13 protein-coding genes are annotated in these 16,425 nt (G+C 46.8%); all 13 read left to right on the top strand.

All coding sequences use genetic code 11. The annotated features are described in order from the left end of the window. Nucleotides 1–233: 233 nt before the first annotated feature. Nucleotides 234–599: a VOC family protein gene (locus tag AC1DYT_RS19590; RefSeq protein ID WP_477471218.1), complete on the top strand. Its 366-nt coding sequence runs from the start codon at nt 234–236 to the stop codon at nt 597–599. A gap of 172 nt (nt 600–771) precedes the next feature. Then, nucleotides 772–1,740 carry a DUF6242 domain-containing protein gene (locus AC1DYT_RS19585; RefSeq protein WP_477471217.1) on the top strand — a complete coding sequence of 323 codons (969 nt, stop codon included), beginning with the start codon at nt 772–774 and terminating at the stop codon, nt 1,738–1,740. 37 nt (nt 1,741–1,777) lie between these two features. Continuing rightward, entirely contained in the window at nt 1,778–2,395 is a 618-nt protein-coding gene (locus AC1DYT_RS19580; protein WP_477471216.1) for an N-acetyltransferase family protein, read from the top strand. A 265-nt stretch (nt 2,396–2,660) separates the two neighbouring features. Then, on the top strand, nt 2,661–3,371 hold the full coding sequence (locus AC1DYT_RS19575) for an ankyrin repeat domain-containing protein (RefSeq protein ID WP_477471215.1): 711 nt from the start codon (nt 2,661–2,663) through the stop codon (nt 3,369–3,371). Nucleotides 3,372–3,856: 485 nt separating this feature from the next. Beyond that, nucleotides 3,857–4,021 (top strand): hypothetical protein, encoded by a 165-nt coding sequence (locus AC1DYT_RS19570; protein WP_477471214.1) that lies wholly within the window; start codon nt 3,857–3,859, stop codon nt 4,019–4,021. A 15-nt stretch (nt 4,022–4,036) separates the two neighbouring features. After that, nucleotides 4,037–5,260 (top strand): glycosyltransferase family 4 protein, encoded by a 1,224-nt coding sequence (locus tag AC1DYT_RS19565; protein WP_477471213.1) that lies wholly within the window; start codon nt 4,037–4,039, stop codon nt 5,258–5,260. Between the two features lie 121 nt (nt 5,261–5,381). After that, nucleotides 5,382–5,756, top strand: coding sequence for a hypothetical protein (locus AC1DYT_RS19560; RefSeq protein ID WP_477471212.1), 375 nt, complete (start codon nt 5,382–5,384; stop codon nt 5,754–5,756). 101 nt (nt 5,757–5,857) lie between these two features. After that, complete coding sequence (locus tag AC1DYT_RS19555; protein ID WP_477471211.1) at nt 5,858–6,298, top strand: MarR family winged helix-turn-helix transcriptional regulator; 441 nt, start codon at nt 5,858–5,860, stop codon at nt 6,296–6,298. 196 nt (nt 6,299–6,494) lie between these two features. Next, nucleotides 6,495–9,281, top strand: a complete 2,787-nt coding sequence (locus AC1DYT_RS19550) for a TonB-dependent receptor (RefSeq protein WP_477471210.1) — start codon at nt 6,495–6,497, stop codon at nt 9,279–9,281. A gap of 42 nt (nt 9,282–9,323) precedes the next feature. After that, nucleotides 9,324–10,763: a hypothetical protein gene (locus AC1DYT_RS19545; RefSeq protein WP_477471209.1), complete on the top strand. Its 1,440-nt coding sequence runs from the start codon at nt 9,324–9,326 to the stop codon at nt 10,761–10,763. Nucleotides 10,764–10,844: 81 nt separating this feature from the next. Then, nucleotides 10,845–11,447, top strand: a complete 603-nt coding sequence (locus AC1DYT_RS19540) for a helix-turn-helix domain-containing protein (RefSeq protein WP_477471208.1) — start codon at nt 10,845–10,847, stop codon at nt 11,445–11,447. A gap of 175 nt (nt 11,448–11,622) precedes the next feature. Further along, nucleotides 11,623–14,880, top strand: coding sequence for a TonB-dependent receptor (locus AC1DYT_RS19535; RefSeq protein WP_477471207.1), 3,258 nt, complete (start codon nt 11,623–11,625; stop codon nt 14,878–14,880). A gap of 197 nt (nt 14,881–15,077) precedes the next feature. After that, the gene (locus AC1DYT_RS19530) at nt 15,078–16,415 is read left to right on the top strand and encodes a histidine-type phosphatase (protein WP_477471206.1); all 1,338 of its coding nucleotides are present in this window, start codon (nt 15,078–15,080) and stop codon (nt 16,413–16,415) included. Nucleotides 16,416–16,425 lie beyond the last annotated feature (10 nt).

Genomic DNA, 16,425 nt, shown 5'->3' with positions numbered 1-16,425 from the left:
TAGAGGGAAACGGATACTTGATGTACTGATTTATTGATTACCTGGCATGCCCGCCGGCTTAATCAATAAATCGATGATCAGCGGCAAATCCCCCAACGCCCTGATAGGGTAATACTCCCCCATATTATCGCAACAGCTTAATTATCGCCCGGCTATATTACGGCGCATATTGCTTTATTGCCCGCTTTGTGCCTACATTTATACTAATGTTTTAAATCATCGGGATAAAAGCAATGAAATTCATCCGCAGCGGTGTGCACCTGCCTGTAAAAAGCCTTGCCGAAACCATCGCATGGTACCGTGATATATTGGGCTTTCACGACGACTGGCAATTTGGCGATACAGATGGCGGCATCCGGCGCGACGATATGCGCCTGCTCTTTGCGCAGGACCCTGCTTTTGTGGCCGACATCAACAACGATAATCATCGCCTACCACTGATGTGGTTCGTAAAGGATATCGACGGAATTTATACGGAGTTCAGGCAGAAAGGTATACCGTTGGCCGATGAGCTGCGAACACATCCTTACGGCCTGCGCGAGTTTGCCTTTATAGATATAAACGGCTACTATATACGCGTTGCCGAGGCTGTGGCTTGAGTGGGGAAATAACCACAGACGTCATCCCGAACTTGTTTCGGGACCCCACACGGCAGGTGGTCGGCGCGCATGGCGGATAAGCAAATGGCTGCTTTTATGATGGGGTGTTGAAATAAATTCAACATGACGATTTTATAAAATAACATCAACGCATGTTTTTAAGCTAAACAGTATGATGAAACGGAACCTGATTTTTGTTTGCTTTATAGGGCTGTTATCCTGCTCGAATAAGTCGGCCAAAAATAACGCGGCACCGGGCAACCTCACTTTGCCCGGTAAAGGCTCCGCCTACGTATGGACGAAACTGTTGGATAGTGCCGGCTGGAAAAAGAGCTATAATTTCCAGATGTTCTGCATCCGCGATACTTTGTGGGTAATCCATCCCGATGGCAATTGGTACAGTGCCGATGGTACCAGGTGGCGCAAGTCGGCCCTACCCAACGCCATTGGTAATCACGCTTTTTTGGATTATGTGCCGTTTAAGGGCGCAATTTATGGCTTGGGCCATTTTGTGGGGAATATCGAGCATTTTACGCTGAAGACAGCCATATACCGAAGTGCCGATTTTAAGCATTGGGAAACACTGGCAACAGCAAGCAATCTGCCGCCCCGATTTTTTTACCGGCCCTTTGTGTTTGCCGGCAAAATATGGATAAGCGGCGGGCAAGATGCACAGCATACCTATGCCGATATGTGGAACTCGGCAGATGGCGTACATTGGGTAAAGGTTAAGGATAACCTGCCTTATGGTAAGCGCATCAACAGCCTGGTGCTGCAATTTAATGGCAGACTGTACTTGCTGGACAACGATGTATGGAGTTCTGCCGATGGGTTAAACTGGCAGCAGGTAACGCCATATATTTTGAAAGGCCAGGAGATATTTGGCTATGCACCGGTAGTTTTTGATGATAAGATATGGCTATTGGGTTGTAACCGCAACGGGCGCTTTTCAAGCCAGGTGCTTTATAGCGCCGACGGCAAAAGCTGGCATACGCAGGCTGCCCCTTGGTCGCCGCGCGGTGCAATGGCTGCTGCGGTTTATAAGCAGAAGATATATATTACCGGCGGTAAATATGGCGGCACACCCGATGCGCCGGACTTTAGATACAGCAATGATGTTTGGGCGATGAGCAAGCAATGAATAGGTAGATTTATCGGGCAATAAAGCGCCGAATTATATGAATATAAAAAACCTCCGCAATGCAGTCCTTCGGCAATTATTTGCTTTAACGCGACCATCGAAGGCTGCTAATACCAGGCTGTTGCGCGAGCGCGGGGAAAGGGTTGAGCAGTTCGTGCTTCGTGATGCGGTGCCCGAAGATATCCCTGCTTTAGCGGAATTACACGCCATTGCCTGGGCGCAAACTTATCCAATGGTGAAAAATCCGCCCACTGCCGCCCTCCGCGCCTGGCAATGGGCAGAACAATTTAAACAGATGGATGGCACTTGGTTTTGCCTGGTGCTGCAAGGCCCCACAGGCGGCTTGGTAGGTTTTTTAAAAGGCATGAGATACGCCCACGCCAACATGCCTGCTTATGATGGCGAGTTGAATAAGACATACCTTTTGAAAGAATACCAGCGGCTGGGCTTCGGCAAGAAGATGCTTTGCGTTTGTGCCGATAGGTTCATGGCTATCGGCATCAATAATATGCTGCTGTTTGCCGCCCCCGAAAACCCCACCTGCTGGTTTTACGAAGCCATGGGTGGGCAAAGGCTGTATGCAGCCAACGGCGATTTCGACGGCGGATACGGCTGGCCCGATTTGCGGGCGCTGGCTACGATATGTAAAGATTAATAACAGCTGCCTATGGGGTTCGAAAATGTTGCGGCGATGCCCGCGTGGCGAGTTGCGATTTCTAAGAAGCTGTTAAAAATGGTTTAGTTTTTCGTAGAGACGCAATATTTTGCGTCTCCCGCCACACAAAACGGATTGGCAGGATGGGATTTGCATAACGGAGACGCAAAATATTGCGTCTCTACGGTAGATTCCGCCCCGGGGATCATCCTCGGTTAAAACGAATTATATTTTAGACAGCTTCTAAGATTAAAACATTCAACCTATGAACAAATTTATCACCGCCATCAAAAACCTCGATTTATCCGCAGTTGAAAAACTACTGGACTACGAACCTAAATGGCTTACCTGGGCCGAGGACGATGGCAAGAACGCCTTGCATTACCTGTGCGCCGCAGTGATAGCAAAACATCCGGATAAGGAAGCGGACAGTCTGCGCATATTGCAGTTATTGTTAAACAGCGGAATGGATATCGATGCGGTGCACCGCATTAAGGATGGGGATTGCGGCTTTTTCCCGGCCCGGCCGCTTTGGTATGCCTATACGCGCGGCCGTAACAAAACCCTTTATACCTGGCTGTTGATGAATGGTGCCAACCCGCATAATTGCATGTTTGCCATAGTGTGGTATGATGATGCCGAAGCCTCCGCCCTGTTTAAAAGCCATGGAGCCGATATAGACGATAGCAGCATAGGCGAAACGCCATTGCTGGCGGCGTTCAACTGGAAAAGGTTTGCCCTGGCCGAATGGCTGCTGGCCAATGGCGCCAACCCCAACGCTGCCGACAAGCAGGGCAACACCGCCCTGCACCATGCCGTAAAAAAGAAATATCCTTTGCCCCAAATAGAGTTGCTGCTGCGCTACGGCGCAAACCCCAACCTACCAAATCAAGTCGGAGTCACCCCAATGATGCTTGCCGAACGCCAACGGCCCCAGGCTTTATTGTCTGTTTTGATGAATAATAGCCCATCATAGGGCAGATTTCATAAAACATTACGATGGAAAGTGAAAATTGCCGCATTTCTTTTCTACCCATGAGACATTCCCCCGGAACGGCTTCTTTTCTTCATCCCTTCGGGTAATGTCATTATTAAAGCAACCTTGTCACCCTGTAAGGGTGAAAGCTTTGTAGCAAACCAGCCATCCAAACATAGAGTGCCGTAGGTACTCAACAAAATGGAGTTCAACACCTAACGGCGTTGCCTTGTTTTTGCTATGTTTTTCTACAAAGCTTTAACCTCTACGAGGTTACTAATATTTAAATAATGACATTGCCTTTCGGGATGTTTCATGGGTAGAAAGTACCGAAAAACCTTCTTACGTTCCAGCGGAACGTCTTATGAATTGTACGTCTGTCAAGTCATAGACGATCGCTTTTTGATGAAGGCGTATCATAATATAAACTTAACACCACGGTTAAACTAAGCCCGTAGCTTTATTATCATAAAATTAAGGCTATTATGGAAGCGGGATACACTACAATCGACCTGGTGATGCTGGCGATAGCAGCATTCGTAATTTGGGTGGCCATGCGCACGCCCAAAGATAAAAGCGCTTTAAACGAAGTAAGGCAACGCGCTAAAATGAGGCGTAAAGGCCGCCGTAGCGCGCCGGTGCCATTCTGAACAGGAGGGGATTATATGATGAACGAGTGGGGCATTGTTGCACCTGCCTATACCGGGCCGAGGGTACGCGTAGCCTTTTTTGCCGAGATATTGACCGAAGGGCTGGATGGTGCCATACGCACCATGTACCAGCTGATTGACCGTATAGACGATAAGCGGTTCGAGTTCCTGTTTATATACGGCGAAGGGCCGGAGAGCATTAAGGGCCATCAGAGCATGAGCGTGCCGCATGTATCCTTGTTCGTAAACCAGGGCTACTCATTAGCCTTGCCGGTATTAGCTGAAAGCCGCATGAAGCACGCGCTGCGCAAATTTGCGCCCGATGTGGTGCACATTGCCACGCCATCGTTACTGGGCAACTTCGGGTTAAACTACGCACGGCAATACGGCTTGCCGGTAATGACGATCTACCACACGCATTTCATCTCCTATATAGATTACTATTTCAAACACCTGCCGTTTTTAATAAACAGCACCCGGCAGCTGGTAGTTGCCCGGCACAAGCTGTTTTATAACCAATGCGATAAGATATATGTGCCATCGGAAAGCATGAAGGCGGAACTTGCCGAAATGGGCGTACATGCCAACCGGATGGAGATATGGAAACGCGGCATGGATGCGGGCCTTTTCTCTCCCCAAAAGAGGAATAAAAGCGCACTGCGCGAACTTACCGGTAACGACAACCCGACTATATTATTTGCCAGCCGCCTGGTATGGGAAAAGAACCTCGAAACGCTTTTTGAGGTGTACGATGGTATGCAAAGCCAGAACCCCGCAGTAAATTTCGTAATTGCCGGCGATGGCAGCGCATTAAAAGCATGCAAAACCCGTATGCCCAACGCCGTTTTTACCGGTAAGGTGGGCCATAGCCAACTCTCCGTTTTATATGCCTCGGCAGATATCTTCCTGTTCCCTTCTGTATCAGAAACGTATGGTAATGTGGTGCTCGAGGCCATGGCATCGGGCTTGCCCTGCGTAATAGCGGATGGGGGAGGATCTGCCGATTTTATAGACCAAGGTATCAATGGCTTTAAATGTAAGCCTTACGATGCTGCCGATTACATAGAAAAGATTACCCTAACCCTTGCCAATCCCGCACTTGCCGAGCAGTTTGTGGCGAAAGGCCTGGAATATAGCGGCCGCCTTAACTGGGGCGACCTTGCGGCCGATTACTTTGACTGCCTGCGGGAGTTGGCATTGAACCCGTTAGCTGAAGCGGAACTGGAAGTTGCCGGGTAACACACGGCGCCAGCTTACCAATGTTTAATTAACATTAAGCTTTGGTTAACAAATTTAGTTTTGTTGATTGCGGGCTGTAAGATGCTGAACTTTGATTGTTACCCGTGTATCAACAATCCGAATGTTAAAAGCGTTTTCGAAGTTCCTGTTCCTGGCAATAACGTTGTTCATAAACGTGCTGCCTGCTGCTGTTGCGCTTTATGGCTACCGGGCAAGCCACCCCAGGCATTTAATTGCCAAACAAACAGTGTCATCTCAATCCGTTGTGGATCATGGCATACATGATGCAAGTTGGGAATTCATCAAAAAGAAGCACCTTTCCTCGCCGCCGGTTCATTTAAAACTGCGGCCCATATTTGCGATTTTCCTGGTGTTCGGCTTGTTTTTTTGTGCCCGCCAGTATCCGCTTAAAGATTTTTATTCGCGCTTCCTCTCCCGGAAAGCGCCCTTGCCCGTTTCGCAGAAATACCTTCGGCTGCAAACCCTGCTTATTTGATTTCCTTGCCGGCTGTTAAGCCCATCCATTAATAATTAACGCAATCGGCAATTTGCCCGTCGGCCTGTTTTTCGCAGGCGCCCGGGCCTCAACTTTTTATTATGAATTTCGGAGAAGACTTAAGCCTGCAGTTGATGCTGGCCAATAAATCCTATCATCAATATTTATTTACCGTTTTAAAAGAGATAGACGTTTATCAGCATTATCAAATAATACTGCTGCTGAGCCGCCAGGGCGGCCGTAGCACACAAAAGTTTATTTGTGATACGCTGTTGATAGAAAAATCGAACATGGTGGCCATTATTGCGGCCCTGGAAGAGAAAGGCTACGTAACCAAAACCGTAAACCATAAAGACCGCCGGGGCAAACTGCTATCGCTTACCGCAAAGGCGCAGGATACTGTAGGGGTAATGAACAACCTGTTCAGCGTATTTGAAGAGCAAATGGCCGAGGACCTCACCTGGCAGGAAATGTACAATTGCATAAGGGTGCTAAATAAGGTAAACGGCAAGCTTAACGATATGATGGTAGCGGGTAATTAAGCAGCAAGGTGTGTTCGGTTTAGTGCCCGTTTGTGCATATGCGGGCGCTAATTTAACATTGGCGCGGCGGCCTTAAGTATAAATGGTTATAATATTGAACCATTGGTAACCATAAGCATGATAACATATAATGGTTTGATAATGGCCAAAAATCGCCGGGGAAAGATGTGTGGGATAGCTTTGCATCAAAATATTAATGGTGAAAAAAGTTATACATTTCCTTGGTTTAATACTTGTATTTGCATGTGCAGGTTTAACCGCCAATGCCCAGAATACAGGTAAAATAGTTGGTAAGATAATAGATCAGAAAAACAGTGAAACCCTCATAGGCGCAACGGTGAGCATAGAGGGTACTACCAAAGGTGTTGCTACAGATGTAGAGGGCCGGTACTCGCTAAACGGCATAGCGCCGGGCCGGTACACTATATTGGTGCGGTATATAGGCTACCAAACAAAATCGATATCTGATATAGAGGTTAAAGCCAATGCTGCAACCCCGCTTGATGTTGCCCTGGCGCCATCGGTAAGCACGGCGCTAAACGAGGTTGTTATTAAAGCAACCTACCGCCAGGAGTCGGTAACGGCGCTGTATGCTTTGCAAAAGAACAGCGTTTCTATCTCAGACGGTATATCGTCAGAAGTTATACGCCGCTCGCCAGACAGGAACACCGCCGACGTTTTAAAACGCGTAAGCGGTGCCACCGTACAGGATAATAAATTTGTGGTTATCCGTGGTTTGAGCGATAGGTACAACTCTGCTTTGCTTGATGGTGCCGCCTTACCAAGCACCGAGCCTAACAGGAAGGCATTCTCGTTCGATATCGTACCATCAAACCTGGTAGAGAACCTTACCATTACTAAAACAGCCACGCCAGATCAGCCAAGCGATTTTGCAGGTGGCCTTATCCATATCTCCACCAAAGATTTGCCAGACCAGAATTTCGTTTCGTTCGGCATAGGCGGTGGTTATAACACCGCTTCTACCTTTAAAGATTTCCTGAGCGGCCCGCGTAACGCAACCGATTATTTCGGTTTCGATAACGGCGACAGGCAATTGGCTAATGGTTTTTCCTCGTATAACAGCATTGTTAACGGTTTAACTACAGATCGTAACATCCGTTTGTTAAGAAGCCTGCCATCCGACTATAATATTTACAAAAACACCGCCCTGCCAACTCAAAATTACCAGTTTACTATTGGTAAGGTGAAAGACCTGAAAAGCGGCAACCGCTTTGGTGCTATATTGGCCTTAACGTACCGTAACACGCAAACTATCGGCAACGATATAAAACGCGATTACTACGATAATCATTATAACGATGATATCTACAAATTCTCTACCAACATTGGGGCATTGCTAAACGTTGGTTACACCTACGGTAAGAATAAAATAACCTTTAAAAACGTTTACAACAGGATTTTCGACGACCAGTTCCTGTACCGTACAGGTAGCAATACCGGCTCGGGTGTCGACCTGAAATACTACGCTTTCGATCTTTTGCAGAAAGCCTTGCTGAAATCAACTATAGAAGGTAACCACCCCTTAGGCGACAAGGGCGCAAAAATTAACTGGGAGGCAAGCTACGCAAATGTACTTAACGACCAGCCCGGCCAGCGTAAAACCAGTTACTCGCGCAATATTGGCAGCGGCAACCCTTTTCAGGCAAACGTTTCTGGCTTAGGCAAAGAAAATGCTACCCTGTTTGCTAAACTGAACGAAGACTCTTACAACGGTGCGTTAAACTACTCGCTCCCGGTTAAAATGTTTAAGCAAAAAGGCACTTTTAAAGCCGGCTTTAGTTCTTTGTACCGTGACAGGGAATATGACGCACGCTTTTTGGGTGCCGTGATACGGGATAACGACCCCACTACAGCCGATGCCATCAAACAAAGACCGTTGAGCACTTTGTTTGGAAGAGATTTGATAAATGCCAACGTCTACCGCCTGGATGAAATTGATGGCCGCCCGGATTCGTACCTGGCCAACTCCATGACCAACGCCGGTTACGCTATGCTGGATAATAAGCTGAGCAGCAAGTTAAGGTTGGTATGGGGAGCCCGTGTAGAACAATTTAATGTTGAAGTTACACCGAAGTTTTTAGCTAACGCATCAGATGCAGTTAAGCAGGATTATGTTGACGTGTTGCCATCAGCTAACTTAACTTATAGCCTTACGGAAAAAATAAACCTTCGTGCATCTTACTCGCGTACCCTGGCCCGCCCCGAGTTTAGGGAGCTTGCCACATCAAGTTATTACGATTATGAGTTGCTTGCTTTCCAACAAGGTAACCCGCTGCTGAAAAAATCAAGTATCAATAACTTTGATCTACGTTTTGAGCTTTACCCTTCTGCAGGGCAAATTATCTCGGTATCGGGTTTCTATAAAAAGTTCACCCATGCTATTGAGGCCTATAACGATGATGCAGCCTCAACCCGTAAGATTACTTACTTCAACTCTGATAAAGCCAATGTTTATGGTGCCGAGTTGGAGATCCGTAAGACACTCGATTTTATAAACACAAGCAATTTCTTTAAAAACACATCGGCCTACGCAAACGTATCGGTTATCAAATCTACAGCGATTAACCCTACCGATGGCCGACTGAACTTTTTAGAAACAGAACGCCCTTTGGTTGGCCAGGCACCGTATGTGATCAACGCCGGTTTGCAGCACACCTTCCTGGATAATAAGATGAGCTTTAATGCACTTTATAACCGGGTTGGCCGCAGGCTGTCGGTAGCCGCAGGTGCCCAGTACCAAAGCGTTTGGGAAGCACCAAGGGATGTGGTTGACGCACAATTGAGCATAAAGGTTTTAAAGAGCAAAGGCGAAATCAAATTCAACGCCGGCGACATCTTCAATCAACGGGCAACCTTCTACTACGACTTTAACAAGAACAAAAAATACGATACCGGCGATGGCCCGCAAAGCAGCTACAAACCAGGTAGTAACTATTCGTTCGCGTTCAATTACACCTTTTAAAGATTAAATCAATTTTAAGTATCTCTATAAACAAAAACAGAAATGAAAAAAGTATTCTTCTTAGCAGCCTTAAGCTTAAGCATAGCCTTTACAAGCTGCTCCAAAAAAACAGTAGATGACGAACCGATAGTAACCCCGCCGGTAACATCTAATGTTGTTACCGTAACCGGCGATATTACTGCCGCTACTACCTGGAAAGCAGATAAAATTTACCTGTTAAAAGGCAACGTATTCGTTACCGGTAACGCTGTCCTGACAATAGAGGCAGGCACCCTGATTAAAGGCGATAAAGCAACTAAAGGCGCTTTAATCATCACCCGTGGCTCTAAAATAGAGGCCGTTGGTACAGTTGATAAACCGATTGTATTTACCTCTAATGTTGCTGCCGGCGGCCGTTCGCAAGGCGACTGGGGTGGTATTATCCTTTTGGGTAATGCACCTAACAACGCAGGTGCTTCGGTATCTATAGAAGGTATATCTGATGCAACCGATAAAGGTAAATACGGTGGCACTAATGCTGCTGATAACTCCGGTACTTTAAAATATGTACGTATAGAATATGCCGGTATACCCTTGGGCCCCGATAACGAGATCAACGGCCTTACTTTTGGTAGTGTTGGTTCTGGTACCACTATCGATTACGTTGAGGTTTACCGTTCCGGCGACGATGCTTTCGAGTGGTTTGGCGGTACTGTAAATGCAAAACATTTATTAGCCATAGATTCATGGGATGATGATTTCGATACAGATTTCGGTTTCTCCGGTAAAATACAATTTGGTTTGGCTCAGCGTTTAGCGGCCACTGCAGACGTATCCGGTTCAAACGGTTTCGAATCTGATAACAACGGCGCCGGTGCAAACATTACCCCGCAAACTTCTGCAGTTTTCTCTAACATGACTATCTTAGGCCCTAAAGAAACTGCAGCTTTTACAGCAATCAATGCTAACTTTCAGCATGGTGCGCAAATCCGTCGTAACTCATCTATCAGCATCTTAAACTCAGTTATCACTGGTTATACCGAAGGTGTATTTTACGATGATGCAGCCGGTACTGCCCCTGCAAACGCATCAGGTAACTTAGTGGCCGGTACTTCGGTATTTGCTAACAACCTAATTGCCGGCAGCAACGGCAAAGGCAACCAAATCAAAGCCTCTAATGTTACTGCTCTAGGTGTTGTTACCCCATTGCTTACTGCTGTTAACACTTTCTCACCTGACCTGTACGCTGCTGGTATCTATACCGATGCTTACAAATTTGCTGCTGATATTGCTCCTGCTGTAAGAGCTGGTGTTCCTAACTTTATACAGATTGCTGCTTCTCCTGCTTTAACAGGCGCTGCTTTCACTAACGCTAAAGTTACTGACGCTTTCTTTGAGCAAGTTACATTCAAAGGTGCTTTCGGTACTACCGACTGGACAACCGGCTGGGCTCATTTCAGCCCGCAAACGTTGCCTTACGAAACCCCGGGCGCTGTAAAATAATAACCTGAAATTAAAAAAGCTGCCCCGCGGATAACCATGGGGCGGCTTTTTTTAATGTTGCCTAACACGTCTATCTACCCAATGAGTTTATTGCATGCACATTTCAGCGAAATAGATACCCAGATATCGGCTTTTGCCCGGGCCATTGCTTTGCCTATACGGGTTTTTATACTGCGTATGATAGCCGAGAACGGCAATTGCCTTACCAAGCAAGCCGTTTATGCAAGCAGCTTTAATGCAAAAACCATCAACAAACACATACAGGAATTGCGAGGGTTGGGGATAATAAAGGTACGGAACGTGCGCTCTGAAGCAACCTACTGTATAGATGAGAAGTTGTTTGAGCAGATGTCGGTAAACTTTAGCCAGTTTTTTGATAATAATATACCCTTGCCGCAGATGCCGGCCAGCATATCGGCAGCCGCCGAAGAAGTGCTGCAAACCAGGCCCGATTTGAGTCACTACCCGCATTTTGGGGCGTACATTAAAGAACACCGGCTGGAACTGAACCTCTCCCAGGCCACACTGGCCGAAAAGATAGCCATAGACCGCGCGCAGCTGAGCCGCATAGAATGCGGTAAAAAGATACTGAATGCATTGCAACTACCGCTGKTGGCCAAGGCCCTGTACCTAAGCCTGGAAGATACAAAACACGCTTTTGCACAATTGCAGCCTGCTGCGTAATTGTTGCCTAACAATTGCATAACACTTTCAGGTGTATTTTGCAGCAATAACGCCCATTTAACATCGGGTTAACACGGATGTGACGTTTTGGATTACACAGTGTGTTAAATGTTAATTCATCCTTAACATTGGGGTAACATTATAGCCGAATCTTTGTGATGTTTAAATAACACACATGAAAAAGCTATACTTTTTATTGATTACACTACTTTTTGCCCTTGCGGCAAACGCACAAATAACCACCGCAGTGGTTAGCGGAAAGGTTGTAGACCAGAAAGGCGCATCGATGCCGGGCGTTTCCATCTCATTGGTAAACACCAGCACCGGCACCCACTATGGTTCGCAAACCAATGGCGATGGCCGTTACACTATTGCCAACGTAAACGCAGGCGGCCCCTACACTATAACTGCCACATTTATAGGTTACAAAAAAGACGAGCGCTCAGATATTACCCTGCAATTGGGTGGCGTCAGCTTCAACTTTTTACTGGTAGACGAAACCACCTCGCTTAAAGAGGTTAAGGTTGTAGCAAACGGCGGCGCTAGCAAAACAGGCGCTTCTACCCGTATCAGCCAGAGCCAGATCCGCAATATGCCAACCATCAACCGCAGCCTGCAGGATCTTACCCGCACTACGCCGCAAAGCAACAACAACTCATTTCAGGGTACCAACTATCGCTACAACAACGTAACGCTTGATGGTGCTATCAACAACGATGCTATCGGTTTCAGCCCGTCATTGGGTGGCCAGTCGAATGCATCGGGCCAGGTTGGTAGCAGCACCCGTACCAGCCCGGTATCGTTAGATGCGATACAGGATATACAGGTACTGGTTGCACCGTACGATATAAAAATTGGTAACGTATTGGGTGGTAGCATAAACGCCGTAACACGTAGCGGTACAAATGATGTTACCGGTTCAATTTACGGTTATGGCCGCGGCGCGTTCCTGGTAGGCCCAAACAATACTAAAACTGCATCAGGTGGCGACGGATCCAGCTTGCCATCATCTTTCCACGATTATCAAACTGGTATCCGTTTGGGTTTCCCGTTGATCAAGAATAAATTGTTCTTCTTCACCAACGAAGAAATTGCCCGCCGCCAGGATCCGGTTATTGCCGGTGCCGGTACTGCAGGTTCTGCAAAAGTACTTACCTTAACCGATGCGCAGAATATTACTGCCAAGATGCAGAGCTACGGTTTCGATCCGGGTACTTATAACAATACCTCTATCTATTCAAGATCTAACAAATACTTCAACAGGATTGACTGGAACATCAACGACAAAAACCAGTTGACGCTGCGTAATAACACTATCAGCTCTACCGCAACCAACTTAGAGCGCGATCAGCAAAACTTCCGTTTCGGCGGTATCGATTACGTATCGCACAACAACTCTACATCAACCGTTGCCGAGTTGAAATCAAGGTTCAGCAACACGTTGAGCAATAGCCTGGTTATTGGTTACTCTAACGTGCACGATTTTCGCGACCCAACGTCTAATCCGGCTTTGCCGCAGATAGAAATAACCGGTAACACGCCTGGTACTACCATTTTCCTGGGTACCGACCGCGAAGCAGCAATATTTGATATGCGCCAAAAAACCACCGAGTTTACTGATAACCTTACCTTATCTGCAGGCAAACACACCTGGACATTTGGTACCCACAACGAGTTCTACAACATCACTTACGATTTCGTAAACGCCTGGAACGGCCGTATAGCTTACAGCAGCGTTGCCAACTTTTTGGCCAACAACCCATCGCGTACACGTGCCAACTACAACTACGTAAACAACACCCGCGATTATATCCTGGCTAACCCATCGGCGCAGTTTAAAGTAAACCTGCTTAGCTTTTACGGCCAGGACGAGATACAGCTTACCGATAACTTCAAACTGACTGCTGGCGTGCGTTTTGATTATGCAGGCGTACCCAACAAGCAGCCACTTAGCACCAAAACAACAGGTGCGCCGGTTGATGCTAACTACGGTAATACCTTTACCTACACCAAACCGGCCAACATCACCAATAAATACCTGAACAACGTAGAGATAAACCCACGCGTATCGTTCAACTACGATATCAATGGCGATCAAACTGCCATATTGCGCGGTGGTTCGGGCTTCTTTACCGGCCGTGTACCGTTTGCATGGTTTGGTTATGCATTCTACAACAATGGCGATACTTACGGTGCTTATGATAAAAAACCAAGCGCAACTGCGCCTATCACCCCGGGTACAAACCCTGTACAGGCGCCAAACAACGGTGGTTTAGGGTATGTAAACCAACAAATACCTGTGGTAAATACATCTGCAACCGGCCCAACTCAGGTAGACTTGATAGACAACAACTTCAAGATGCCACAGGTATGGAGGAGCAACTTAGCGTATGACTATACCACTGCCGATAAATGGAAATTTACGGTAGAAGGTATCTACACCAAAGTAATCCACGACTTAAAGTTCCAGCAGGTAAACACTACCGATCAGGTAACTTACTATCCGTATGACACAAATAAAGAACAGCCTATCTTCATTAACAAAGGCGTCAACACATCATATACCAACGCTTACCTGTTATCAAACACCAACCAGGGTTACCGCTACAGCTTAACTGCACAGGTGGCAAAAACTTTCCCTTGGGGTCTGAATGCGTCGGTAGCTTATACTTACGGCCACTCCAGGGATATCACCAACGGTATCCGTAACTCAATGGAAAGTAACTGGCAGTTGAACCAGGCGCTTAATCCAAACAGCCCAGGGTTAGCCAACTCCAATTTCGATATCCGTAACCGTATCGTGTCAACCGTTAACTATATGGTTAACTGGGGTGGCAACACCAACTACACAGCTAACTTTAGCTTCTTCCTGAGCGCACAATCGGGTAACCCGTACTCTTACGGCTTCCTGCCAAGCTCTATAGATGGTACAGGTCAGCAGGTTAGCTTAGCCTACATACCAAAGGTTGGCGAAACCGTAAACTTCTTTAGCGATGTTGTAGGCGGCGCAACCGCAGCACAGCAGGCAGCAGCATTTGATGCTTTCATTGATAAAGATAAATACTTGTCTACCCGCCGTGGCCAGTTCACCCAGCGTAATGCAGCCTTTACGCCATGGAACAACAACTTAGATTTCCGTTTCTCGCAAGACTTTAAGTTCGGCAGCGGCAAACGTAAGCAAGTAATTACTTTCACTTACGATATCGTAAACTTAACCAACCTGCTTAATAAGCACTGGGGCCAGTACTACTTCTCGGCTAACACCTTCAACTCAACATCGAGTATAGGGTTAACCGCAAAAACTACCCCTGCGTTTGCTAATGCACCTACAACGTATCCTAAATACACCTTTAGCGATCCGGGCGTGCCTTACTCTGTTGACCTGTTCGCTTCTCGCTGGCAGATGCAGTTTGGCTTGCGTTACGCTTTCTAAACTCAAACAAAACTTAACGATAACCCGATGCCTGGCTTTATGCCGGGCATTGGTGTTTTATAGGGGAGGGCATTGAGCGAAAACCAATTATTTAAAGAGAAATGAACAAGATATCCTGAAACAAACATTATATATTTGAGGAATAAACCTGTCTTTTATTGGTCCGTATTATATTTGCCATGCCATTGCTAAACCTTATGAGCATCCGATTACCCTTACTGTTGTTATTATTTCTGATAGCCACCACTGCTGGTGCCCAGCAATGCGATAGCGTGTTTTTAGGAACTAAAACACTATATACGCAACCCAAAAACATAACAGTAAAAATACCCGATGGCTATAAGGCCGTATTTGTAAATTATGTAGGCAGGCACGGTGCCAGGCACTTGACTAAGGCACCTTCATCGGCTTATATTTATAAGCTGATTGCAAAGGCCGATAGCGTAAAAGCACTGACCATTTTGGGGCAGCAGCTAAAAAAAATGGTGCTTGCGCTGGATAAAGTTGAAAAGGGGGGCACCAAATCGATCTCGGCAGAGGGCGTAAACGAACTGATGGGCATAGCATCGCGCCTGTACCAAAACAACGCCACGGTGTTTGCCGATAAGCCCAGGGTTACCGTAACCGTTACCAAAGAAATACGCACCCGCCAAAGTGCAGATGCTTTTTTGAAAGGGCTGCAGCCATTGCTTAAAAACCAAACCATCATAGAGCAGGGCATCAACGATACCACCCTCCGCTTTTACGACCTCTCGCCCGCCTATCTCGATTTTGAGAAGAACGGCAGCTGGATAAAGATTGTAGACGATTTAAGGAACTACCTCAGCATTCCTGAACTGAATGCCCGCGTTACCGCCCGCTTTTTTAATGCAGATTTCACAAAATCGATAAGCGCGGCTAACCAAAGCCAGTTCGTGAACGATTTGTTCGGCTTTGCTACCATCGTTTATTCGTTACGGCAGGAGATAAAACAAGCAGGCTTTACCGATCAGGACCTAAACTTCCAAAGCTTTTTCACCTGCGATGAATTGGCTACGCTGAGCCGTATTGATGTTGCCGGGGACTTTTTCACCAAAGGCCCCGGTGCCGATGTTAACGGCATACAAGTAAAAATTGCCGCGCCTTTGCTCGCCGATTTCCTAAAAACCACCAACGATGTTGTTGGCGGTAAAAAGATAAATGCCAACCTGCGTTTCTCGCATGCGGAAACTATTTCGCCTTTTGCCGCGCTGCTTGGCCTGAACCGCTCGGATAAGGTAGGTACCTATATCCAGCTCATCAATAAAAACTGGGAATCGGCGAAGGTGATACCGCTGAGTGCCAATGTGCAATGGATAGTATATAAAAACAATACCGGCGGTTACCTGCTGCGCTGCCTGCTCAACGAAAAGGATGCCGCCATAGCGGGCCTAAAGCCTGTTTATCCAAACTTTTACGCCTGGCCCGAGGTGAAAAAGTATTACCTCGATAAGTTGAAACGCCTGGGCGCACCCCTATCGGGCAGTATGCTTAATTATTTGAAAAAGGTAAAGTAGTTTTAAACTA

The organism is Mucilaginibacter sp. P1_D10 (assembly GCF_056406215.1).
The sequence above is the reverse complement of the archived record's forward strand: the minus strand, read 5'-3'. Positions and strand labels throughout refer to the sequence as shown.

Bases quoted from the DNA above. Each gene is read 5' to 3' on its own strand.
- AC1DYT_RS19590 (WP_477471218.1), top strand. From the start codon at position 234: ATGAAATTCATCCGCAGCGGTGTGCACCTGCCTGTAAAAAGCCTTGCC.
- AC1DYT_RS19585 (WP_477471217.1), top strand. From the start codon at position 772: ATGATGAAACGGAACCTGATTTTTGTTTGCTTTATAGGGCTGTTATCC.
- AC1DYT_RS19580 (WP_477471216.1), top strand. From the start codon at position 1,778: ATGAATATAAAAAACCTCCGCAATGCAGTCCTTCGGCAATTATTTGCT.
- AC1DYT_RS19575 (WP_477471215.1), top strand. From the start codon at position 2,661: ATGAACAAATTTATCACCGCCATCAAAAACCTCGATTTATCCGCAGTT.
- AC1DYT_RS19570 (WP_477471214.1), top strand. From the start codon at position 3,857: ATGGAAGCGGGATACACTACAATCGACCTGGTGATGCTGGCGATAGCA.
- AC1DYT_RS19565 (WP_477471213.1), top strand. From the start codon at position 4,037: ATGATGAACGAGTGGGGCATTGTTGCACCTGCCTATACCGGGCCGAGG.
- AC1DYT_RS19560 (WP_477471212.1), top strand. From the start codon at position 5,382: ATGTTAAAAGCGTTTTCGAAGTTCCTGTTCCTGGCAATAACGTTGTTC.
- AC1DYT_RS19555 (WP_477471211.1), top strand. From the start codon at position 5,858: ATGAATTTCGGAGAAGACTTAAGCCTGCAGTTGATGCTGGCCAATAAA.
- AC1DYT_RS19550 (WP_477471210.1), top strand. From the start codon at position 6,495: ATGGTGAAAAAAGTTATACATTTCCTTGGTTTAATACTTGTATTTGCA.
- AC1DYT_RS19545 (WP_477471209.1), top strand. From the start codon at position 9,324: ATGAAAAAAGTATTCTTCTTAGCAGCCTTAAGCTTAAGCATAGCCTTT.
- AC1DYT_RS19535 (WP_477471207.1), top strand. From the start codon at position 11,623: ATGAAAAAGCTATACTTTTTATTGATTACACTACTTTTTGCCCTTGCG.
- AC1DYT_RS19530 (WP_477471206.1), top strand. From the start codon at position 15,078: ATGAGCATCCGATTACCCTTACTGTTGTTATTATTTCTGATAGCCACC.